Here is a 23,332-nt window from a genome sequence, read left to right as displayed (position 1 = left end):
GATGCGTGCACCTTCCCACCGGAGACCATCAGCAACCTATACGGAAAGGGATCGTGGCGCGCGCCATGCATTGGCCCACGCAACAATCTATAGGGGTATCGATCCATGCAGCATATTTGGGAACTGATTGGCGCCGACGCGCCATTGGGGCTCGTAATCCTCCACAACGATGGAGAAATCACGTACATAAATGGGCGAATGCTGTCCTGGATCAAGAAGACAAAGGAAGAATGCCTGAACAGGCCATTCTTGTCACTTTTTCCCGAGGCCGAAAGCGCGGATTGGCCATACCCCCATGGAGAAAAGTTCGACTGTGGGTCGATTGCCACGGTTTCACCAAGCCAACAGGAAAGTACCCACGACCAAACGATTCTCATAAATCAGGGTCGCCGTCAATTGACCTGTCTGCTGCGGTTCCCGTTTAGGGACGAAGAAGACCGGAAAAATTGTGCTTTGCTGTTCTACGACGCCGATGAACAGACCGGATTTCAATTGGGGCTGGCTCTCACAATAAAGAGATTGCAGGAGACCCAACTCGATCAGCGCCGCTTGCTCACGGAGCTCGAGCATGCAAGCAGCCATTTGATACGTGTCGAGAAGATGGCTGGCATCGGTCAGTTGGCAGCCGGCGTCGCCCACGAAATCAACAACCCTATTGGCTATATTTTTTCCAACCTGAAGACATTGGCCGGCTACATGCAGAACATGATCAAGATCATAGACGCCACGGACAACGTAAAATCGATCGAGGAACTACGCATACTGAAACAGACGCTGGATTACGACTATATTCGCAATGATGTCGAGGCGCTCATCGACGAATCGCAGGAAGGCATCGACCGCGTGAAAAAGATCATCACAGCCCTGAAGGATTTCTCCCATATCGACGAAGAGGGATTTCACCAAGCCGATCTGCATCATGCGATAGAAACCACACTCAGCGTCGTCAACAATGAGCTCAAATATAAAGCGCAATTGAAAAAGTCATACGGTACCCTTCCCTTGGTCGATTGCGACATTTCGCAGATCAAGCAGGTCATCATGAATCTGCTTATGAATGCCGCACAGGCTCTGGACGAGTTCGGGGTCATAACCATTCGCACAGGATGCGAGCGCGAATGGGCATGGTTTGAAGTGGAGGACGACGGCAAAGGCATGGAACCGTCGATACAAGACAGGATATTCGAACCGTTCTTTACCACGAAACCGCTCGGTCAGGGGACCGGCCTGGGCTTGTCGCTCTCCTACAGCATAGTCCACAAGCACCAGGGCCGAATTGACCTCACCAGCGAGCCTGGCAAGGGTTCATGCTTTCGTGTGTGGCTCCCAATCGCACATTAATATAAGAATCCCAAAGGACAACTAACATGAATGATGACGCCTTCCCGGCCGGTTCTGCGACCCTGCTCTTGGTGGATGATGAAGTAAACGTCGTGAAAAGTCTGCATCGGGCACTGAAAAACCACCCCTATAGGATCCTGGTCGCCTGTAGCGGCGAAGAGGCTCTGGCCATCCTGGAAAGGCAGGATGTTGACGTGGTCATTTCAGATAGTCGGATGCCCGGCATGGACGGTCCCACCCTACTGAGTCACGTGCAGGATCGCTGGCCCGACCGGATGCGCATCATGCTTACCGGATATTCCGATATGAAGGCGACCATCAGAGCCATCAACGACGGAAATATCTATCGATATATCGGGAAGCCCTGGGACGATTTCGAACTGGTGCTTGCGATAGAACAGACGCTGTCCTACAAGCATCTGAAAACCGAGCGAGCGCGGCTGCAGCAATTAACGCAGCAGCAGAATCTCGCGCTCCAAGAAGCAAACGCTACGCTTGAAGCCAGGGTCCTCGAGCGGACGCAGGATCTGGCCCGCACAGCGGAGCTGCTCAGCGTGGCCAGGGATCACCTGCACCGAAGCTACATAACAGCAACGGAGGTCTTTTCATCGTTGATAAACCAGCGGCTTCCGCCAAGCCGGCAAACCAATCAACAAGTAATCGCTCTGGTACGTGCTTTCTGTCGCGCCCAGGCGCTACCGCAGGAGCTGACCGACGACCTTGCGATGGCCGCGGCTTTTTATAACTTGGGAAAACTGACCTGGACCGATACGCTCATTGCGTTGCCTCCCGAACGCATGAATAGAGAACAGCGTGGCAGCTACCGCCAGTATCCCGAAATCGGGGAGAGCCTGCTCATGGCCCTGGAGCCCGCTCAAGAGGCAGCCCGATTCGTACGCCACCACCAGGAGCGGTGGGACGGCGCCGGATTCCCCGACGGGCTGTCAGGCCATGCAATCCCGCTAGGCGCTCGAATTTTGAAGATGGCAGTGGACTTTGTCGAAATGCAGATGGGAATGGTCCTGCCCCGAAAGCTGGCCCTGGAGGAGGTACTGTCCGGCATGCCGCGATATGCGGGTCGCCTGTACGACCCTGCGCTTTGCGCTGAATTCGTCGATGTTGCCTCAAAGATGCAACAGGAAGAAGCCGGGGGGCAGGAAGCTACCCTTGTGATGGACTCGGCGGCCATCGAGCCCGGGATGGTCATGGTGCGCGATTTGTGCTCTGCGGGGGGAACTTTGCTGTTGAAAGCGGGTACGGTCCTCACCGAGAAGATGATTGAGAAATTGCAGGCCTTTGAGCACAACGAAGGAAAGCCCTACACGTTCTACACTGTGAGACCCGAAAGCGAGGACGGCGAATGAATACGGACGACGCGACCCATTATTCCATTTCCGCTCGCGTCGAGCCGATGTGTGATGCGATCATCGAGGAAAACCCGGATCAGGCAGGATATTTCCCTGTCCTCATATGTGGATGGATACTGATCTGGACGGGAAGCGTCGGTTATGTCGAGCATCTGCTGACCGCATCAACCACCAGCCCCTCATCTTCGCTCTCCATAGTCTTCGCCATCGCCTTCGCGGCGTGCGGAACGGCCATGATCATGGTATTGCGCCAGCCCAAGGGGTCGCTGATCCTGGCATTGGTCGCACTGGGGCTCAGCATCTACGGCTCTATTTCTCCCGCCTCGCTGGCATCCCAGCAGGACTTTCTCGTTTTCGATAATCCCCTGCACGTCAACAGGGCATGGACATTATTGCTCGCCAGCCTGTCGGTCAGCATCGTGTTGGCAAGTTCGGGGCGGCAAGGCGCGAAGGTCGCCCGCCTGTCGGGCATCTGCATCATTCTCGGTTCGATGGGATTTCGGTTCTCCACCTATTGGATAGGCAACCAGAGTTATCCGATTGCCGCCGTCGCCAATTTAACCATGTCGGTCGGGATCATAGGGGGAGTTGCGGTCCTCGCGATGAGCCTTAGAAAGGACAGGATAAAGCCAGTGCTGTACGGGCGCATCGCCTTCATATGCGCTGCCGGCACGCTGCTGGGCCTCCTGGCGTGGTACACGATGATCAGCGGCAACAGGGACCGTACGGCGGACCACGCCGAAGCCGTAGCCGACCGCGTAGTGTCGGCCGTGAACGACGTGATCAATCAACAGGAATCAAGAGTAGCCAGAATGGCCGAGCGCTGGGACCTGCTGGGAACCCCCTCTGAATCGCTGATCCACCAGGAGTTTCAAAGCTATCTCAGAGATATGCCCGCGCTGAATCTGATCGCCGCTCTTGACGCCGACGACAGGATCCGCTGGGTCTCGGGCGACTCGGACGCGGAAACGTGGCTCGTTAAGGTCCTTGGGAATCCTTCTTTGCGCCTATGGCTGGATCACACCCGTAAATCCGATAAAGCTCGCTTCAAGTCGGTGGGCGTAGGCAATACCGGGCCGGCACGCGGTGTCGCGGCGGCTCCTTTGTCAGGACCCACTATGCGCGGGTGGACCATCGTCACCGTGAACGACGTCCGCCTCCTCCTGAAGGAAGCACTGGATCGAACCCAAGGCCCCATCTATTTCCAGCTCGCAAACGGCAGTCGGCTGTTGTACAGCGGCGCCAATATCGACAGCATGGGGCCGATGATCTGGGAGAGGACCATACCCCTACTCGACGGCCTGGACTGGCATCTATCCGCATGGACCGGCGCTCCCAATCTGCACCCGTTGGCCGACCCATTGCCCGATATCTCTTTCTGGATCTGCCTGATTTTTACATACCTGCTCGCTCGTTCGCAGCGACTTACCACGACGCTGGCAAGACGTTCCGAACAACTTTACTACAGCTCTCTGCATGATGGCTTGACGGGCCTGCCCAACAGAAGGCATTTGATTCTGAAGCTGAAGGAGCTTTCCATCCATGCTCCCCCGGGACGGCGCCTGGCCGTCCTGCTGCTCGATATGTATGGCCTGAAGCTGATCAATGACACGATGGGCCATCATGTGGGCGACAAGGTCCTTTCGATGGCGGCCGCGCGCATACAGTCCGAACTCGGCACGGACGAGTTTTTCGCGCGAATGGACGGAAATGAATTCGCCGTTATTTTCTTGACCGATGTCTCGCTTGATGGCCGGCAAGAAGTCATTGACAGAATCATAGAGTCAGTCGCCCAGCCGTATATGGTGAAGAACACCGAACTCCGCCTTTCCTCGAATGGCGGACTGACGGTTCAAGACAAGCTGATAGGAAACCCGATACAGTTGCTGCGCGAAGCCGATCTGGCCATGACGCGATCAAGAAGAGACGGCAGCAACTCCTGGTACCGCTACTCCGACGAGCTGGGCACCGAAGTCGCAGAACGGCTCGTCCTGCGCAACGACCTGCAAAAGGCCGTGGAAAATGATCAGCTTCGACTTCACTACCAGCCTTTGGTCGACGGCCACACGGGGCGGCTGACGGGTGTGGAGGCGCTTCTCCGTTGGCCTCACCCCGAAAAAGGCGACCTTGCTCCTTCCACTTTTATCCCTCTGGCTGAAGAAACGGATCTCATCATCCCGATCAGCCTATGGGTCCTGGATGCCGCATGCCGCGACATTGCCCGCCTGAAGACGAGGAATTCATCTGATCTACGGGTCATGATCAATATCTCGCCCTCGCTGTTCCGGCGCCAGGATTTCATCGCGAGCATCAAGCAATGCCTCCACAAGCACGTCCTTCCAGCCGAGAGTCTCGAGTTGGAAATCACCGAGAGCGTCCTGCTCGAAGGTTCCGATCGCGTCATTGAAAAGTTGCATACATTGCAGGATCTCGGCATCACGATATCAATCGACGATTTCGGCACCGGTTATTCAAGCCTGAGCTATCTGAAAAATCTCCCGATAGACAAGATCAAGATCGACCGGTCATTTGTGAACGAGATAATAAGTGACCGGCATGATGCGGCGATCACAAGAGCGATCATTTCGTTAGCCCACCATCTGAATCTGAAAGTAGTGGCTGAAGGAGTCGAAACAGAGTCCCAATACTGGTTTCTGAAGCGCAATTCCTGCGATGAATTCCAGGGATTCCTATTTGCACGTCCAATGCCCTTGGATGAGCTGGCCTTGCGCCTGCAGGAACAAGGCGGACGCGAATCCCTGCCGCTCGCACCCGACAGACGGGAATATGAGCGTACCCTGCTGATTCTGGATGACGAAGAAAACATATTGCGCGCATTGACCCGGTTGCTCCGGAAGGACGGGTATAGGATATTGTCGGCAAAAACAACGTGGGAAGCTTTTTCAATTCTTGCAATAGAAGACGTGCATGTCATCATATCCGATCAACGCATGCCCGGCATGACTGGCACAGAATTCTTCAGTCGGATAAAAGAGCTCTACCCGGAAAAAATAAGGCTGATCCTTTCGGGATATACCGACCTTCGCTCCGTCACAGAAGCCATCAATCGCGGTTCCGTATACCGGTTTCTGACGAAGCCATGGGATGACCAGGAATTGAGAAACGAGGTGGCTCAGGCCTTCAGGAAAAGAAACTTATATGACGCCAGCGCAGCCTCCGGCTCGTCCTGACGTCTCTACCCTCTTGATCGGCCGGTAACCGGAGTACCCGTCACGAATGGCGCGGGCCGCCCCGGGCGGGCTTTCCGCGACGGACGCGCAGGACGGCGAGACGAGGCCCACGACGCCCACATTGGACCACAGACATGGTATATTCTCTCCTCTTTAGAGAAATTGCCCGGATGGCGGAATTGGTAGACGCGCAGCCTTGAGGTGGCTGTGCCGAAAGGTGTGGGGGTTCGAGTCCCCCTTCGGGCACCAGACACCCGCGCGATCTCCGGCTTTCCCGGACGAGGCGTGCGAGTTGGGTGAAATGAAGGCTTCCACATGGAAGCCTTTGGTTTATGCGGGACCGCCATCCCAAAAACAAGGCGAGGCCCTGAACAGGACCTCGCGGTGGGGCGAAAAATTTTTGTATTCGTCTGCTGCGATCCGCCTACTTTTTGGCTGGAGGAACGCTGGGCACCGCGCTGCCCACGCCCGAGGCCGGAGCGGCGGGTACGGCGGCAGCTCCGTTCTGCGGTGCGGCCGCGCCAGAAGCCGGCTCACGGGTCGAAGGCGCCACGCTCCTGGAGGGTACATTCGGCACAGCCGTGCCGGTGGGCGCCGGTGCGGCGGCTGGCGCCTTCTTCGCCGGTTCGGAAAATCCCGACATGATGCCGGATTCGATCGGCGAGCTGGACGGATGGTGCGCGACCCAGGCCAGACCACCCGTCGTCACAAAGAAGATGATGGCCGCCCACTTCGTCATGCGCGACAGGAAGTTCGCGGCGCCCGCCGAGCCGAATACACTGCCTGCCGACCCGCTGCCGAAGGCGGCTCCCATGTCGGCCCCCTTGCCCTGCTGCAGCAGCACCAGAACAATGATCAGAATCGACGAGATGATCTGCAGCGTCAGCAGGATCGAGTTAAGCAATTGCATGTTGACAGGGCTCCGGGCTGCGCGGTTTACGCAGCCGCAATTTTCAAAAATTCATCGGCAACCAGAGAAGCTCCGCCCACCAGTGCGCCGTCGATATCAGGCTGAGCAAAGAGCGAGGCCGCATTGGCCGCCTTCACGCTGCCGCCGTACAGGACACGCGTCTGACCGGCGCCGTGGCGGGCCAGAGCCGCACGGATGAATGCATGTACGGCCTGGGCCTGATCCGGCGTGGCCGTACGGCCCGTCCCGATGGCCCAGACGGGCTCATACGCGATCACCATTTGGCTCAAAGCCTCGGCGCCCAGCGCCAGGACAGGATCGAGCTGATCGCCGATCACGCATTCCGCGCCACCGGCATCCCGATCCGACAAGGTCTCGCCCACGCATACCACCGGAGTCAGTCCGCAGGCCAGCGCACTGGAAGCCTTGGCAGCCACCAGGCTGCTGGATTCCGCATGCATGGCCCGGCGTTCGGAATGCCCGCACAGAACCCACGAGCATCCGAAATCAGCCAGCATGGCTGCGGAAATCTCGCCGGTGTAGGCGCCATGGTCATGGACACTGACATCCTGGGCACCCCACGAAATACGCGAACCGGCCAGCGACGCCTGGGCCTGGGCCAGATAAGGGGAAGGCACGCAAACCGCAAGCTCGGTATCGCCGGCGCGGCCAGCGCCAGACAGCAATGCGCCCAACAGCGCTGCATTATCCTGCAGGCTGCCGTGCATTTTCCAATTGCCCATGACAAGGCGCTTGCGAGGGTGGCTCATGAGAGTCGAAGCAGGCAAATAAAAATCGAGTAACCCTGAATTGTAGCGTGTTTACCGAGCAGGTGCTCCCAAGAGCGGCGTCAGGACCGGTGCATCCAGCAGGGGCCGTTCAACAGCGGCATCTTCCGCCAACTCCTCGGCCGGCTGGCCCAGATTGAAGGTGGCCACCAGGCGCGCCAGCGTATCGGCCTGGTCTTGCAGACTGGTCGTTGCCGCGGCGGACTCTTCCACCAGGCTGGCATTCTGGCGCGTGACTTCATCCATCTGCGTCACGGCGGTATTGACTTCCTCGATGCCGGTGGTCTGCTCGCGATTGGCCGCGCTGATCTCGCCCATGATGTCCGTCACCCGTCGGATGCCGTCCACGATATCCTGCATGGTCGCGCCCGCATGGCTTGCCTGGTCATTGCCCCGGGAAGCCGATTCCACCGAAGCCACAATGAGCGTCTTGATTTCCTTGGCGGCTGCGGCGCTGCGCTGGGCCAGCGCCCGCACTTCGGACGCCACCACCGCAAAGCCGCGCCCCTGTTCGCCGGCGCGCGCGGCTTCCACCGCCGCATTCAACGCGAGAATATTGGTCTGAAAGGCAATCGAATCAATAACACCGATGATGTCGGTGACCTGCCGTGATTTCTGGTTGATCTCGCTCATCGTGGACACGAGCTGCGAGACGATGGCACCGCCATCCGTGGCTGTCCGGGCAGCCGCTGCCGCCAGCGAGTTGGCCTGGTGCGTGTTGTCGGCATTCTGCCGCACCGTGGCCGTCAGTTGTTCCATGGTGGCCGCCGTCTGCGCCAGAGAGCTGGCCTGATGTTCGGTGCGCGAAGAAAGATCCAGATTGCCGGCCGTGATTTCCGCCGCCGCCGAGGCGATCGCGTCGGAGCCACTGCGGACCTCTCCCAGGGCGCCTCGCAAATTGCGCGCCATCGTCCCAAGAGCCTCCAGCAACTGTGCGACTTCATCACGGCCGCCCGCATTGATTTCCACGCTCAGGTCGCGCCGAGCGACCGCCCCGGCGAGATCCACCGCGTGGCGCAGCGGACGCGTCACCGAACGCGTCACGCGCCACGCGAACAGCGGCCCGAGCAGAAGCGCCAGCAGCGTGGCCACAGCGAGCACGGACAGCCCCAGCCGGCTGGATTGAGCGCTTTGGTTAAACAGTTCCTGCACCGAATCGTCCTGGAACCGGGACAGCCGGTCGACCCGATCCAGCAGACCGGTCGTCACCTTCGGAAGCTCTTGATTGAAGAAGGCGTCAGCGGCACCATAGTCCCCGCCATCCAGGCTCTTGAAAGCCTGGTCGCGCGCCTTCAGAAAGACCTCTCGCGCCTGGCGGAATTGCTGCAACAGTGCGATCGATTGAGGGTGGGTAAGCTCCTGTGCCAGCGCCTCGCCGAGCTTTTGCATCTGCTGGTCCGAGGCCAGAATGGACGACTTCAGCTTGCGCAGCGTGTCAGGGTCCGCCGCCAGAGTGGCCTGCGTCTGGTTCGCGCCCATGCTGATCTGGCGCGTCAACTGCTGGATCAAGGCATTGGTCTGAAGCCTGTGATTCAGCGCCTGATTGTCTTGCTGAGAATTGATGATGCGCCAGGCGCCAATCCCCGACATCACGAGCAAAAGGATGATGACAAAGCCAAATCCCAGGCCAAGCCGGGTGCCGATTTTGAAATTGCGCATAGGAGAGTCTCGATGTGGCCGGAGCCCGACAGGGACACCAGCGCTGAGGCGCGTCAAGGGAACGATGAACCATTAACGGCAGGACTTCGGAATTTCTTATGGTGCTCCCAGCCGGGGTCGAACAGCTAGTATTTATGCGGTTTTCCAAGAGGTTTGGGGACAGTTTTGTCCCCAAATTCATTTTTTGAGGCCAAAACTCCTGAAAATGCCACGTGGTCAGAATCACTACGAAGTAATAAAAAGGACTACAGTGTGTGACGCAAAGGATGGCCTTGGCCCCGTCAGGTCGCGACCACGGCGACCGGGTCCCGTTCTGATCCCGAGACTCGTCAGCACCTTTAGGACAGGTGTTTGGCTTAGGGCTATCTCGTCCGCACCCGATGCGGTCTTATCGGCACATTAAAAATTCAAGGGAGACATTGAGATGAGCGAGGATGCAAAGAAGCTACTTCACTACGTAAGCAACTGGCGCAAATGCGGCTCGAAAGAAGGCGACGGAACGACGTGCCATCACACCGCGAGCGTGTGGGCCGAATACATCATCGCCGCGTAACGGGGCCCCATCATGAAACGAGTGATCCTGGCCGTTCTGTGCGCCGCCATCGCAGGCTGTGCGTCCTACCGCCCGGTGGTTGACACACAAGGCGTGGACCCTGCCCAGTATGAGAAGGACCTGAAGGAGTGCCAAGCATACGCCAAGCAAGTCAACCCCGGCGCACAAGCAGGGGTGGGTATGGCACTCGGCGCCGTGCTCGGCGCGCTGCTGGGTGCCGCTGTTGGAGGCAACAACGCGGGCTACTACGCGGGCGTCGGCGCGGCTTCGGGCGCTGTCACAGGCGGTGCCTACGGCGCAGCGGGTGGCGCGGGTGATCAGAAGACCATCATCGTGCGATGTCTCATGTATCGCGGATACCGCGTGTTGGGGTGAACGCCTGAAACTGTCGGGCATGATGAGCGCATAACTCCGATTTCGTCCCATTTCGATTGTCGCAGGACTGCTAGCCGAGCAAAGGCCATCTGCACTTACTGCTTGCCCGGCCGGCAGACGCGACCGCGACCATCCCCAGCCGCCGGAAATGCAGGGTCGGTTAACTGCGTCTGGTTAGAAACGGGTCCAGGTTCTTGGAATCGACGGCCGGTGGCAGTGTGATCATGTCCAGATATCTGTGCAGGCGAGCTGCTGTTTCGTTCTTGGTGTCGTTAAATATCAAGTCTTCAGCTTCAGACCCGTTGCGGCACTCGCGTCAGTTGGTGCCGCCCTGCTGATCGGTCAATCTCACAATCTCAGGGTGTTTCGTGTTGCGCTGCTTCAGAAGCTGCGCGATACGCCAGTCATACTACCCTTTCCGGGGACCCAGCGTGTCCGTTAAGGCTAACCTACACTTCACCTTTCCGACCCACCACTACTGACAATGGTGTCGAAGGTGACGACAGTCTACTTGCGCTGCCTGGCGTATACACAGTGGCCCTCATGGATGCGCCGCGCATCTCATACAAAACCACGGCTCTGCCATTGGATTACTCAAAAAATTTTGGGGACAATTTTGGGGACACTATGGGGACAGGCGAACAGCTTCCCCAGGAGAAATCAGGGAAAAATCGAGGGTTTTGCGGCCCAAACCGTCCCCACGAGTCTTGTGTTGAATATAAAAATATTCATATAAATCAACTAATTACAGATTATTCTTCAAGTTTTTTCTGGTGCTCCCAGCCGGAGTCGAACCGGCATGACCGAAGTCGAGGGGTTTTAAGCCCCTTGCGTCTACCAATTCCGCCATGGGAGCCGCCCGTCGGCAGGCTCGGCGCATTGTACTCGAACCCTGCCGCCCGGCATGGGGTCGCCCGGTGAATCATCGCGGGCCTCCTCTACAATCGGGGCTGACCTTTGAATGGAACCGACCATGAACCCACGCATGCTGATAGTTTACGGCGCACTGGTGCTCGCACTGGGTGTGGCGGCGGGCGCCTTCGGCGCGCACGGGCTGCGCCGCATCGCCTCGCCTGAATCGCTCGAGACTTGGCGCACCGCCGCCCATTACCAGATGCTGCACAGCCTGGGGCTCCTGTTGATCGCCGCGATCTGGTCTCATGTCTCGCCAACGCCGGCGTCCTGGGCCGCCGGCCTGATGCTGGCGGGTATAGTGGTATTCAGCGGCAGCCTGTACGCACTGGTCCTCACGGGCACCCGGGTGCTTGGGGCCATCACGCCCGTTGGCGGGCTGCTCATGATCGCGGCCTGGATTGTGCTTGCGTGGGCTGCGTGGCGGGGGCGTTAGCTCCCAGAGGAGCACACCATGACCGATCTGTTCGAGAACCCCATGGGACTGACGGGGTTCGAATTCGTCGAATTCGCATCGCCGACTCCGAACGTCCTGGAACCGCTTTTTGAGAAACTCGGGTTCACGCTGGTGGCGAATCACCGATCCAAGAACGTCGCGCTTTACCGCCAGGGCGACATCAACTTCATCGTCAACCGCGAGCCCAGGAGTCCGGCCGCCTATTTTGCCGCCGAACACGGTCCCGCCGCCTGCGGCCTGGCGTTCCGCGTGAAGGACGCCCACCACGCCTATGAGCGCGCGCTGACGCTGGGCGCCCAGCCCATCGATGTGCCCACCGGACCCATGGAATTGCGCCTGCCCGCCATCAAGGGAATCGGCGGCGCTCCGCTCTACCTGATCGACCGGTTCAGGGACGGGGAATCCATCTACGACATCGATTTCGAATTCATTGCGAACGTCGACCGACACCCAAAAGGGCACGGCCTCAAGATCGTCGACCATCTCACGCATAACGTCTACCGCGGCCGGATGGAATTCTGGGCCGGCTTCTACGAAAAATTGTTCAATTTTCGGCAGATCCGATATTTCGACATCACGGGCGAATATTCCGGCCTGACATCCAAGGCCATGACGGCACCCGACGGCCTGATCCGCATTCCGCTGAACGAGGAATCCTCGAAGGGCGCGGGCCAGATCGAAGAGTTCCTGATGAAATTCAACGGCGAAGGCATTCAGCACGTCGCATTGCTCAGCGACGACCTGATTGCCACGATCGATAGACTGAGAGCTGCCGGCGTACCGCTGATGGCCGCGCCTCCGGACACGTACTATGAATCGCTGGACACGCGCCTGCCCGGCCATGGCCAGCCTACCGCGGCCCTGAAGGCGCGGGGCATCCTGCTGGACGGCAACACCGGCGAGGGTGGGCCCAGACTCCTGCTGCAGATTTTCTCCGAGACGCTGCTGGGCCCCGTTTTCTTCGAATTCATCCAGCGCAAGGGCGACACCGGCTTCGGCGAAGGCAACTTCAAGGCTCTGTTCGATTCCATCGAGCGCGACCAGATCCGCCGGGGTGCGATCAAACCGGCCCAGGACCTCTAGGGAGCCGGCGCCATTTAGCAGGCGCCGTTTCACCGGCCAAGGCCGGGCAGGCAACTGGCGGAAGCGGTGAGATTCGAACTCACGGATGGGTTGCCCCATCGCCGGTTTTCAAGACCGGTCCATTCAACCACTCTGGCACGCTTCCATGGATGGCTGCACCGGCGACGACCGCGCTGTGCAACCATGAAGACCGCAAGTGTAGCGCATAGTCGTGCATGACAATGAAGGCGCCGCCAGGCGCCTTCATGGGTGGATCGTCCCCCTGGAGGGGACGCTGCTATGCGATCACTCGCCAGCCGGCGCAGGAGCGGAGGGGCCGCCCTGCGCTTCGATCCCGCCGATGGCCTTCACCGACAGGCGCAAGCGACCGCGCTCGTCCGCTTCGATGACCTTCACGCGCACCGACTGACCGACCTTCAGCACGTCGTTGATGTCGGCGATGCGATAGTTGGCGATCTCGGAGATGTGCAGCAACCCGTCGCGTCCCGGCAGCACCTGAACGATGGCGCCGAAATCCAGCAGGCGCTGGACTGTGCCCTGGTACTCCTGGCCAACCTCGACGTCAGCCGTGAGTTCCTTGATCCGGCGCTCGGCTTCGTGGGCCTTGTCCAGGTCCGCACTGGAGATCACGATACTGCCATCGTCGCTGATGTCGATGTGCGTGCCGGTTTCCTCGGTCAGCGCGCGGATGGTCGCACCGCCCTTGCCGATCACGTCACGAATCTTCTCGGGGTTGATCTTCATCTGCAGCATGCGCGGCGCAAAATTCGACAGCTCGGTGCGCGAGCCCTCGAGAGCCTTATGCATCTTTTCCAGGATATGCAACCGGCCTTCGCGCGCCTGCGCCAGGGCAATCTGCATGATTTCCTTGGTGATGCCTTGGATCTTGATGTCCATCTGCAGGGCCGTGACACCGTGGTCGGTGCCCGTGACCTTGAAGTCCATGTCGCCCAGGTGATCTTCATCACCCAGGATGTCCGTCAGGACGGCGAACTTGTTGCCTTCCTTGATCAGGCCCATGGCCACGCCAGCGACGTGATCCTTGATCGGCACGCCGGCATCCATCATGGACAGGCAGCCGGCGCAGACCGACGCCATCGAGGAGGAACCGTTCGATTCCATGATTTCGGACACCACGCGAATGGTGTACTGGAATTCTTCCGGGGCGGGCAGCAATGCCAGCAAGGCCCGTTTGGCCAGACGGCCATGGCCGATCTCGCGGCGCTTGGGCACGCCGAAGCGGCCCGTCTCGCCGGTCGCAAACGGAGGCATGTTGTAGTGCATCATGAATCGATCACGGTATTCGCCCATGATGGAATCAATGATTTGTTCGTCCTGCTTGGTCCCCAGCGTAGTGATCGCCAACGATTGGGTTTCCCCACGCGTGAACAGCGCCGAGCCGTGGGCGCGCGGCAGCACGCCCAGCCGGATGCTGATCGGGCGCACGGTGCGCGTGTCGCGCCCGTCGATACGGGGCTCACCGCGCAGGATACGGCCGCGGACGATTTCGGATTCCAGATCGAACAGGAGATTTTCGACTTCGACGCCGTCGGGCGCGTCATCGCCGCGGGCGGCGGCGTGCTCGGCCAGCTTCGCCTTCACATCGGCGTAGGTCTGGCGCAGCGCGGTCGTACGTTCCTGCTTGTCATGAATCTTGTAGACGCCTTCGAGCGCCTCGAAGGCGGCGCTGCGCACGGCCGTCGACAGGACTTCATTCACCGGCGCGGGCTGCCAGTCCCATTCGGGCTTGCCCGCTTCGGCCACCAGGTCGTCAATGGCATTGATCGCCGCTTGCAGTTGCTCGTGACCGAACACTACGGCGCCCAGCATCACGTCCTCGGGCAACTGCTTGGCTTCGGATTCCACCATCAGCACCGCGGCTTCGGTTCCGGCAACCACCAGGTCGAGCTGCGATTCTTTCAGCTGGGAGACGGTCGGATTGGCCACGTACTGGCCGTTCACGTAACCGACGCGGATGCCGCCCACCGGGCCATTGAACGGAATGCCGGACACGGCCAGCGCCGCGGACGCCCCCAGCATGGCCGGGATGTCGGGATCGACTTCGGGATTGACCGACAGAGTGTGGATGATGATCTGGACGTCGTTGTAGAACCCGTCAGGGAACAGCGGGCGCAGCGGACGATCGATCAGGCGCGAGGTCAGGATTTCCTTTTCGGAAGGCTTGCCTTCGCGCTTGAAAAAGCCGCCCGGAATCTTGCCGGCGGCGTAGGTCTTCTCGACGTAATCGACGGTCAGCGGGAAGAAGTCCTGGCCAGGTTTGGCGGTCTTGGCAGCGACCACCGTCGCCAGCACCACGGTATCGTCCACCGACACCAGCACCGCACCGGAGGCCTGACGCGCGATTTCACCCGTCTCCATCACCACCGTGTGGTCGCCGTACTGAAACGACTTGCTCACTTTGTTGAACATTACGTTATTCCTTTTGCTTACGAAAAAACCGTGTACCCCGCGCACGAAATCGCGGCATACACGGTTCAACCATGGGGCACCAGACCCCTGGGCATTACTTACGGAGCCCGAGCTTTTCGATCAGGGCGCGATACGAATCCGGCTTGCTACCCTTCAGGTAGTCCAGCAGCTTGCGGCGGCGGCTCACCATGCGCAGCAGGCCGCGGCGGGAATGGTGGTCCTTGGTGTGCAGCTTGAAGTGACCGGTCAGCTCATTGATACGAGCGGTCAACAGGGCGACCTGGACTTCGGGAGAGCCAGTATCACCGGCAGCGCGCTGGAATTGCGCAACGATGTCAGACTTGACAATATCTGCTACAGACATGCTATGAACCTCTGGGACAGGCGGCGGCACCGAGGCGTGCGGCCGTGAAATGAAAAAAGCGCCACGCAGGTGTGGCGCGGCGCTCATTATAGCGGATCGGCCGCGATTTCGCGCGCAGCCTGTGGAAGGATTGGAAACGCCCACGGCGGGGCGACTCAGTGCGGCACGCCGCCGCCCGCGTCGCCGCCGCCCCGCATGCGCTGTCCCAGTCGCCGAGCACGGCGCACCCGCCACAGCCAGGCGACCCAGCCGGAAAGGCTATAGAGGATGAACAGCCCGAACAGCACAACGGGCGGATCGCTGGACACGAACACGAAGACAGCCACCAGGGCGATCATGACCCAGAACGGCACGCTGCGCCCCAGGGCGAAGGACTTGCCACTGAAAAACGGTGCATTGGACACCATGGCGATCCCCGCATACACCGTCAGTCCAAAGGCGGCCCAAGCGACCGGACCGTCCGAAAGCGAGAGCCTGTTATCCACGGACAGCCACACGAAGCCGGCGACCAGTGCCGCCGCCGCAGGACTGGGCAGCCCCTGAAAGTACTGCTTGTCGACCTTGCCGATATTGGCATTGAACCGCGCAAGCCGCAGCGCCGCCCCCACCACGTACACGAAGGCGGCCAGCCAGCCCCAGCGACCCAGCCCCAGCAACGACCACTGGTAGACCACCAGAGCGGGCGCCATGCCGAATGAAACCATGTCTGCCAGCGAATCGTACTGTTCGCCAAACGCCGACTGGGTGTGCGTCAACCGTGCGACTCGGCCATCCATGCTGTCGAATACCATCGCCAGGAAGATCGCCATCGCCGCGACTTCGAAGTTATGGTTCATCGCCTGAACCACGGCATAGAAGCCGGCGAAAAGATTTGCTGTGGTAAAGGCGTTGGGCAACAGGTAAATGCTGCGGCGTCGCTGAGGTTCGTCAGGCATGGATTCAGGCAACGGATTCATCGATATCCAAAGTAGCAGGCAACCCGGTAGCAGGCAACTCGGCAAGGATCGTGCTGGTCGCCTGGACTTTGTCGCCCAGGGCAACCCGGGGGCGCGAGCCCGGAGGCAAGTATACGTCTACCCGCGACCCGAAGCGGATGAAGCCATAGCGCTGGCCGGCATAGAGCCGCTGGCCCACGTGCGCGTGGCACAGGATGCGCTTGGCCACCAGCCCGGCGACCTGTACGGCCGTCACCGTCTGTCCATCGGACGTGCGCAGCACCATGGCATTGCGCTCGTTTTCCAGAGACGCCTTGTCCAGGGAAGCATTGAAGAACCGGCCGGCAAAGTACGTGAGGGACTCGACTTCACCATCGACCGGAACCCGGTTCGAATGGACGTTGAACACATTCATGAACACGCTGATCCGGAGGGCGGCTCGATCTTCGGCATACGGATCCGTCGCCTCCTCCACAGAAACGACACGCCCGTCGGCCGGACACAGCACAAGGCCTTCGCCCTCGGGCGCCTCGCGCACCGGATCGCGGAAGAACTGCAGCGCAAACAGGGTAAAGATCCAGAACGGGATGGAGGCCCAGCCCGACCAGGCACTCACCAGGAGCGACACAATCACGCCGCCCGCGAGAATGGGCCAGCCCTCCCGGGCAATCAGGGGATGGGGATAAGGAGGAATCTTCATGGTGCGCAAGAATAACTCATTTCACCATGTTGACACAGAATGCCTCCCCCCGGTATCACCGGCGGCGCGCGACGGATCAGGGGTTGGCCGGGCATGCAAAAGGCCGATGCGGGTGGCGAGGGACGGGCGCCCCGTCCATCACCACCGCATCGGCCATATCGCCGCCGAGGCCCCAGCCTAGAACAGGAGCGACCGCCCCCTGCCCCGGCGCGAACCGCATGCCTGCGCGAGATCAGTTCTTGGTCTGATCCACGAGCTTGTGCGCCGCGATCCAGGGCATCATCGCCCGCAGCTTGCCGCCCACCTGTTCGATCTGCAACTCGGACGTGAGGCGACGGCGCGACGACAGCTCCGGCGCACCCGCCGCGTTTTCCAGGATGAACTTCTTCGCGTAGACGCCGGTCTGGATGTCGCGCAGGACATCCCGCATGGCTGCACGCGACTCGTCATTGACCACGCGCGGGCCGCTGACGTACTCGCCGAACTCCGCATTGTTGGAGATCGAATAGTTCATGTTGGCGATGCCGCCCTCGTAGATCAGGTCGACGATCAGTTTGAGCTCGTGGCAGCATTCGAAATACGCCATTTCGGGCGCATAGCCGGCATCCACCAGCGTCTGGAAGCCCGATTTGATGAGTTCCACGGCGCCGCCGCACAGCACGGCCTGTTCGCCAAACAGGTCCGTCTCCGTCTCTTCACGGAAAGAGGTTTCGATGATGCCGGCACGACCGCCGCCATTGGCCATGGTGTAGGACAACGCCAGATCACGCGCCTTGCCGGAATGATCCTGGTGCACCGCGATCAGCATGGGCACGCCGCCGCCCTGGGTATAGGTGCTGCGCACCGTGTGGCCCGGGGCCTTCGGGGCGATCATGATGACGTCGATGTCGGCGCGCGGCACGATCTGCCCATAATGGATGTTGAACCCGTGAGCAAAGGCGAGCGCGGCGCCCGACTTCATGTTGTCGGCAATCTGCGTGCGGTAAACCTGGGCGATGTGCTCGTCGGGCAGCAGCATCATGACGACATCCGCGCTCTTGACGGCGTCGGCGACTTCTTTGACTTCCAGACCGGCATTGACAGCCTTGTTCCATGAAGCGCCACCCTTGCGCAGCCCCACCGTGACATGCACTCCTGAATCATGCAGGTTCAGTGCGTGCGCATGGCCCTGGGAACCGTAGCCGATGATGGCTACTTGCTTGCCCTTGATGAGGGACAGGTCACAATCTTTGTCGTAGAAAACTTTCATTGGATACTCCGTTGATTTTTTGCAATTCGGAAAAAGAGAGATTCGGGGTTGCCCCCGACGGTTACAGTTTGAGGACGCGCTCGCCTCGCCCCACCCCGGACACGCCCGTGCGGACCGTTTCCAGGATGGCGCTGCGATCCAGCGCGTCAATGAAGGCGGCGATCTTGTCCTGCACGCCGGTGAGTTCGATGGTGTAGGTCTTGTCGGTGACATCGATGATGCGCCCGCGGAAGATCTCCGCCATGCGCTTCATCTCGTCGCGTTCCTTGCCCACGGCGCGCACCTTGATGAGCATGAGCTCGCGCTCGACGTGGGGCCCCTCGGACAGGTCCACGACCTTGACCACATCCACGAGACGATTCAGGTGCTTGGTGATCTGCTCGATGACTTCGTCGGGCCCGACCGTCACGATGGTCATGCGCGACAGCGTCGGATCCTCGGTGGGAGCCACCGTCAGGGTTTCGATGTTGTAGCCGCGCGCCGAAAACAGGCCCACCACGCGCGACAAGGCGCCCGGCTCGTTTTCCAGCAGAACGGAAATGACGTGTTTCATGATTTCGATCCCCTCACAGATCCTCGGAACCCAGCAGCATCTCGGTCAGGCCGCGGCCCGCCTTCACCATGGGCCAGACGTTCTCGGTCTGATCGGTGATGAAATTCATGAACACAAGGCGATCCTTGTGTTTCGTGAATGCCTCGCGCAGCGCGGGTTCGACATCGGCCGGCTTCTCGATTTGCAGACCGATGTGCCCGTAGCTTTCCGCCAGTTTGACGAAATCCGGCAGCGCTTCGACATAGGTTTCGGAATACCGTGACCCATAGTCGATCTGCTGCCACTGCCGGACCATGCCCAGATACCGGTTGTTCAGGCAGAGGATCTTGGGCGTCAGGCGATACTGCTTGCAGGTCGACAGCTCCTGGATATTCATCTGGATGGAGCCTTCGCCGGTAATGACCGCCACGTCGCGTCCCGGGTTGGCCATTTGCACGCCCATGGCGAACGGCAACCCCACGCCCATGGTGCCCAGACCGCCCGAATTGATCCAGCGGCGCGGTTCCGCAAAGGGGTAATACTGCGCGGCCCACATCTGGTGCTGCCCCACGTCCGAGGTCACAAAGGCCTGTCCGCGCGTGACTTCCCAGAGCTTCTGGATCACGAACTGCGGCTTGATGATGGTGTCGGAATGATCGTAATCCAGGCATTTGCGCGCGCGCCACCCATCGATCTGCTTCCACCACGCATCCAGCCGACGCTCGGTGCCGCCCTGTTCGGCAAGCGCCTGCGCGTACAGGCCAATGAGGTCCTGGAGGACTTCCTTCACGTCGCCCACGATAGGCACGTCCACACGCACCCGCTTGGAAATCGAAGACGGGTCAATGTCGATATGAACGACTTTGCGCGGGACCTGCGCGAAGTTGCGAGGGTTGCCGATCACGCGGTCGTCAAAACGCACCCCGATGCCTATCAGCACGTCGCTGTTCTGCATGGCCATGTTGGCCTCGAAGGTGCCGTGCATGCCCGGCATGCCGACGAACTTCTCATCGGTTCCCGGGAAGGCGCCCAGCGCCATCAGCGTCGTGGTGCAAGGAGCCCCCGTGACGCGGACCAGCTTGCGCAGCTCGTCGGACGCATTGGAGAGCACCACCCCACCGCCGGCATAGATCATGGGGCGCTCGGCCGCCAACAAAAGTTGCACGGCCTTCTTGATCTGGCCCTGGTGTCCCTTGGTCACGGGCGAATACGACCGCAGCACCGTGGGGCCCCGCTTGGGCATGAACTTGCAAGTCGCCACCGAGACGTCCTTGGGAATGTCCACCAGCACCGGACCGGGACGCCCCGAGCGGGCGATGTAGAAGGCGCGGCGCATGGTTTCAGCCAGATCCTTCACGTCGCGCACCAGGAAGTTGTGCTTGACGCAGGGCCGGGTGATGCCCACGGTGTCGCATTCCTGGAACGCGTCCTGGCCGATCGCGTGGGTCGGGACCTGGCCGCTGATGATCACCAGGGGGATCGAGTCCATGTAGGCCGTGGCGATGCCGGTGATGGCATTGGTCACGCCCGGACCGCTGGTGACCAGGCAGACGCCAGTCTTGTCGGAAGAACGGGAATAGGCATCGGCTGCGTGAACGGCGGCCTGCTCATGTCGCACGAGAATGTGCTGGAATTTATCTTGCTTGTAGATCGCGTCGTAGATATAGAGGACCGCGCCGCCGGGGTAGCCAAAGAGATGGTCTACGCCTTCCTCGATCAGACAACGCACGACGATGTCGGCGCCATTGAGTTCCATCATGGGTTCCTTTCATGACCAGTGCTTCGCACCAAGCAGTCGACAATCGACCTGGGCCACGACCGATGATCCACGACACGGCCGACGCTCGACGGTTCACGGAACCGCTTGGCTCGACCACCTCGTGGGAACGGCCTGCACCCCTTGGCACAAGACACGAGCGCTCTGGGAGCGCGGGAGGTAGAAACGGACGCTTCGGGCGACGCTTGTGGCGCTCCCTGAAGCATTGGACAGGTAGAGTCCCGGGCGCGTGGCCCGTGTGTCTCCTGGTTGATCTGCCTGGATGCAACAAATCGAGGCACTAATTTAATGCATCGCAACATTTGCCGCAACCGAAGAGCGGGTTGTCAACCAACTGGCGACGAAGCAACGCCATGGCGCGGCCGCAGCCGAATTCGAGTTGCTGACGTAAACGTCAACTCGAGTCTGGCGCTTAATTCCCTATACTTGACAGAATCGCCACAGGCGCCTGGACGACCGGCCGCATGACATCGACCCTTTCCCAGTTGCAGCGTTTTTTCTACAGCCACTACTTTTTCGGCGGTCTGCGCCAGTCCGTGGGCGTCCTGCTGCCCGCCTTCGTGCTGTGGGGAATCTTCGGCTGGATCGCCGGCGGCTTCGTGGCGGCCGTGGGGGCGGGCTGCGTCGCCATCCTGGACCAACCAGGCGGCCCGCGCCGCTATGGCCTCAACGGCATGGTGGCGGCCCTGTGCCTGAGTTCGCTGACCACGGCGATCACGGGACTGGCCTCCAGCTACGCGCTGGTGATCTGGCTGACGGTTCCGGCACTGTGCTTCGCCTTCTCGATGCTCACCGTCTACGGCAAGCACGGCGGCCTGCTCGGGTTCGCCTGTCTGCTCATCATGACATTGACGATGCGCATCCCGATGGCGCCGGCCGACGTCTGGGAGCACACGCTGACATCATTCCTGGGCGGCGCCTTCTACCTGGGATATAGCGCCATCGCGCACCGCGTCCTATGGCACCGTGAAGAACAACAGGCCCTTTCGGTGGCGCTCTTTGCCACCGCCGACTATATCGCCGCGCGCGCGCGCTTCTATGACGTTCATCTGGATCTGGAGGACAGCTACCGGCAGCTCGTACGCCACCAGGCCGCGATGACGGACGCCCACCAGGCTGCGCGTGACATGGTACTGCGGGAGCTGCCGCGCGGTACGCGATCGCGCGGCGACCGCCTGCGCCAGGGGCTGTTGAATCTGTTCGTGGACATGGTGGGCCTGCTCGACAGCATGGTGGCCACCCACACCGACTACGCCACGCTGCGCCGCGCGCTGCCCGAGAGCGATTTCCTGCTGTTCGCACGCGACGCCATGATCAAGCTGGCCAACAACATCGGGGGGCTTGCGCTGAACGTCGCGCGCAACCGGAACACCCGTGTGCGCAACAGCGTCAAAGCCGAGCTCAGGGCCATGGAGTTCGAGCTCCAGCAACTGCGCGAATCGGGAATGGCGCAGTCGGATCCCGAGCTGTACGCCCTGCTGCTCCAGGTTCTGCGCAGGCTGCGCAACATGACCAATCGCGTGGACCGCATGGCGGCGCACACCCAGAGCCAAGTGTTGCCGATCGCCGACAACACTCGCGAAAACAAGACGCTCAACCGCTTCCTGACGCGCCAGAAATGGCGCTCGGACATGCTGCTGCGCAATCTGAACATGCAGTCGGTGCACTTTCGCTACGCGCTACGCGTGGCGGTGGCCGCCATGGTGGCCATGGCCATCGGCCTGGCCATGGGTCACGCGCCGGTCGTGCGCACACTGGACCCGGGCATGGCCGGCCACAGCTATTGGATCATCCTGACGGTGCTCATCATCATGAAGCCCGGCTTCGCCTTGACCCGCCAGCGCAACGGCTGGCGGCTGATGGGCACGTTGCTCGGGTGCGGCCTCGCCCTCATCCTGTTCGCCGTGGTGAAGAACCAGGCGGTCTTCCTGCTGATGCTGGTGGTATGCAGCGTTTTGGGCTATGCGCTGGTCCAGGTCAATTACACCCTCTCGGCACTGGCCAATACGACGCTGGTGCTGCTGGTGTTTCATCTGCTCATCCCGGGATCGAACGCCGTCGTGGGCGAACGCCTGATCGACACGCTGATCGGGAGCGCCCTGGCGCTGGGCTGCAGCTACATCCTGCCGGCCTGGGAACGCCACAATCTGGACGCGCTGGCGCGGGCGCTGCAAACCGCCAACCTGGAGTTCCTGCGCACCGGGCTGGAGTACGTGAGCGCCGAGCGCCGCGCCCGGGCCAGCGGAATCGCATCGCCCACCGACACGCCGACGGAAGCCCAGGTGAACTGGAGCGTGGCCCGCAAAAACGTACACCTGGCGTTCAGCAACTACACCGCCGCTTTCTACCGCATGATGGACGAGCCCGTGCGCCGGCAGCGCCACGTCCCGGAACTGAATCGGTTGCTGATCCAGCACCACACGCTGGCCTCGCAGATCGCAGCCGTCATCCCGCATCTGGCGCGCATGGATGCCGAGCCCGGCGGGATCGCGCGTGCCATCGAGACCACACAGGACCTGCTTCAGGACCGCGATGCCACGCCGCCCAACGTGATCGAAACCGAAGGGGACCTTGCGAGCATCGCCTATCCGCTGAGACAGATGACCAAGGCTGCCCGAATCATCCGCGAGAACATGAAGGCGCTGGAAACAGCGCCCGCACCGGAGTCTCTGCCGCAGAGCCGCGTGCCGGCGGCCTGAAGCCCTCGAC

General features: G+C 60.7%; 17 protein-coding genes and 3 tRNA genes. 8 read left to right on the top strand and 12 right to left on the bottom strand.

Features of this window, described 5'->3' with window-relative positions; all coding sequences use genetic code 11:
- Positions 1–105: 105 nt before the first annotated feature.
- The 4 genes from ACVCMJ_RS01160 to ACVCMJ_RS01145 all read left to right on the top strand — a co-directional run bounded on the left by ACVCMJ_RS01160 (position 106) and on the right by ACVCMJ_RS01145 (position 6,148).
- Entirely contained in the window at positions 106–1,341 is a 1,236-nt protein-coding gene (locus tag ACVCMJ_RS01160) for an ATP-binding protein (RefSeq protein ID WP_447082521.1), read from the top strand.
- A 26-nt stretch (positions 1,342–1,367) separates the two neighbouring features.
- Positions 1,368–2,705 (top strand): HD domain-containing phosphohydrolase, encoded by a 1,338-nt coding sequence (locus ACVCMJ_RS01155; protein ID WP_447082520.1) that lies wholly within the window; start codon positions 1,368–1,370, stop codon positions 2,703–2,705.
- On the top strand, positions 2,702–5,899 hold the full coding sequence (locus ACVCMJ_RS01150) for an EAL domain-containing protein (RefSeq protein WP_447082519.1): 3,198 nt from the start codon (positions 2,702–2,704) through the stop codon (positions 5,897–5,899). Before ACVCMJ_RS01155 ends, ACVCMJ_RS01150 begins: the two co-directional genes overlap by 4 nt.
- A 164-nt stretch (positions 5,900–6,063) precedes the next feature.
- A tRNA-Leu gene (locus tag ACVCMJ_RS01145) sits at positions 6,064–6,148 on the top strand.
- A 175-nt stretch (positions 6,149–6,323) separates the two neighbouring features.
- Here ACVCMJ_RS01145 and secG read toward each other — a convergent pair.
- Genes secG through ACVCMJ_RS01130 form a run of 3 tightly spaced genes read right to left on the bottom strand, consistent with a single transcriptional unit; the run spans position 6,324 to position 9,256 of the window.
- Positions 6,324–6,809, bottom strand: coding sequence for a preprotein translocase subunit SecG (gene secG / locus ACVCMJ_RS01140; protein ID WP_447082518.1), 486 nt, complete (start codon positions 6,807–6,809; stop codon positions 6,324–6,326).
- Positions 6,810–6,835: 26 nt separating this feature from the next.
- Positions 6,836–7,579, bottom strand: coding sequence for a triose-phosphate isomerase (gene tpiA / locus ACVCMJ_RS01135; RefSeq protein WP_447082517.1), 744 nt, complete (start codon positions 7,577–7,579; stop codon positions 6,836–6,838).
- Between the two features lie 51 nt (positions 7,580–7,630).
- On the bottom strand, positions 7,631–9,256 hold the full coding sequence (locus ACVCMJ_RS01130) for a methyl-accepting chemotaxis protein (protein ID WP_447082516.1): 1,626 nt from the start codon (positions 9,254–9,256) through the stop codon (positions 7,631–7,633).
- Positions 9,257–9,821: 565 nt separating this feature from the next.
- Here ACVCMJ_RS01130 and ACVCMJ_RS01125 point away from each other — a divergent pair.
- Positions 9,822–10,184 carry a glycine zipper family protein gene (locus tag ACVCMJ_RS01125; RefSeq protein ID WP_447082515.1) on the top strand — a complete coding sequence of 121 codons (363 nt, stop codon included), beginning with the start codon at positions 9,822–9,824 and terminating at the stop codon, positions 10,182–10,184.
- A 771-nt stretch (positions 10,185–10,955) separates the two neighbouring features.
- Here the strand turns inward: ACVCMJ_RS01125 and ACVCMJ_RS01120 are convergent.
- Positions 10,956–11,040: transfer RNA gene (locus ACVCMJ_RS01120), tRNA-Leu, on the bottom strand.
- Between the two features lie 117 nt (positions 11,041–11,157).
- Between ACVCMJ_RS01120 and ACVCMJ_RS01115 the strand changes: the two genes are divergently transcribed.
- Positions 11,158–11,532, top strand: a complete 375-nt coding sequence (locus tag ACVCMJ_RS01115; RefSeq protein WP_447082514.1) for a DUF423 domain-containing protein — start codon at positions 11,158–11,160, stop codon at positions 11,530–11,532.
- Between the two features lie 18 nt (positions 11,533–11,550).
- Positions 11,551–12,636, top strand: coding sequence for a 4-hydroxyphenylpyruvate dioxygenase (gene hppD, locus ACVCMJ_RS01110; RefSeq protein ID WP_447082513.1), 1,086 nt, complete (start codon positions 11,551–11,553; stop codon positions 12,634–12,636).
- 55 nt (positions 12,637–12,691) lie between these two features.
- Here hppD and ACVCMJ_RS01105 read toward each other — a convergent pair.
- The 8 genes from ACVCMJ_RS01105 to ACVCMJ_RS01070 all read right to left on the bottom strand — a co-directional run bounded on the left by ACVCMJ_RS01105 (position 12,692) and on the right by ACVCMJ_RS01070 (position 20,602).
- Positions 12,692–12,781, bottom strand: a tRNA-Ser gene (locus ACVCMJ_RS01105).
- Positions 12,782–12,921: 140 nt separating this feature from the next.
- Positions 12,922–15,066 (bottom strand): polyribonucleotide nucleotidyltransferase, encoded by a 2,145-nt coding sequence (pnp, locus tag ACVCMJ_RS01100; RefSeq protein WP_447082512.1) that lies wholly within the window; start codon positions 15,064–15,066, stop codon positions 12,922–12,924.
- Positions 15,067–15,160: 94 nt separating this feature from the next.
- The gene (rpsO, locus tag ACVCMJ_RS01095; protein ID WP_447082510.1) at positions 15,161–15,430 is read right to left on the bottom strand and encodes a 30S ribosomal protein S15; all 270 of its coding nucleotides are present in this window, start codon (positions 15,428–15,430) and stop codon (positions 15,161–15,163) included.
- A gap of 155 nt (positions 15,431–15,585) precedes the next feature.
- Positions 15,586–16,377, bottom strand: a complete 792-nt coding sequence (gene pssA, locus ACVCMJ_RS01090; RefSeq protein ID WP_447082630.1) for a CDP-diacylglycerol--serine O-phosphatidyltransferase — start codon at positions 16,375–16,377, stop codon at positions 15,586–15,588.
- Positions 16,370–17,065, bottom strand: coding sequence for a phosphatidylserine decarboxylase (locus ACVCMJ_RS01085; protein WP_447082508.1), 696 nt, complete (start codon positions 17,063–17,065; stop codon positions 16,370–16,372). Before ACVCMJ_RS01085 ends, pssA begins: the two co-directional genes overlap by 8 nt.
- Positions 17,066–17,297: 232 nt before the next feature.
- On the bottom strand, positions 17,298–18,314 hold the full coding sequence (gene ilvC / locus ACVCMJ_RS01080) for a ketol-acid reductoisomerase (protein WP_447082507.1): 1,017 nt from the start codon (positions 18,312–18,314) through the stop codon (positions 17,298–17,300).
- 61 nt (positions 18,315–18,375) lie between these two features.
- Complete coding sequence (gene ilvN, locus ACVCMJ_RS01075) at positions 18,376–18,867, bottom strand: acetolactate synthase small subunit (RefSeq protein WP_447082506.1); 492 nt, start codon at positions 18,865–18,867, stop codon at positions 18,376–18,378.
- A 13-nt stretch (positions 18,868–18,880) separates the two neighbouring features.
- Positions 18,881–20,602 carry an acetolactate synthase 3 catalytic subunit gene (locus ACVCMJ_RS01070; RefSeq protein WP_447082629.1) on the bottom strand — a complete coding sequence of 574 codons (1,722 nt, stop codon included), beginning with the start codon at positions 20,600–20,602 and terminating at the stop codon, positions 18,881–18,883.
- Positions 20,603–21,087: 485 nt separating this feature from the next.
- Here ACVCMJ_RS01070 and ACVCMJ_RS01065 point away from each other — a divergent pair, with 485 nt between their 5' ends.
- Positions 21,088–23,322 carry an FUSC family membrane protein gene (locus tag ACVCMJ_RS01065; protein WP_447082505.1) on the top strand — a complete coding sequence of 745 codons (2,235 nt, stop codon included), beginning with the start codon at positions 21,088–21,090 and terminating at the stop codon, positions 23,320–23,322.
- The last annotated feature ends 10 nt before the right edge of the window (positions 23,323–23,332 follow it).

This window comes from Castellaniella sp. UC4447_H14 (genome assembly GCF_052978285.1).
This window is presented reverse-complemented; position numbering and strand designations above follow the sequence as displayed.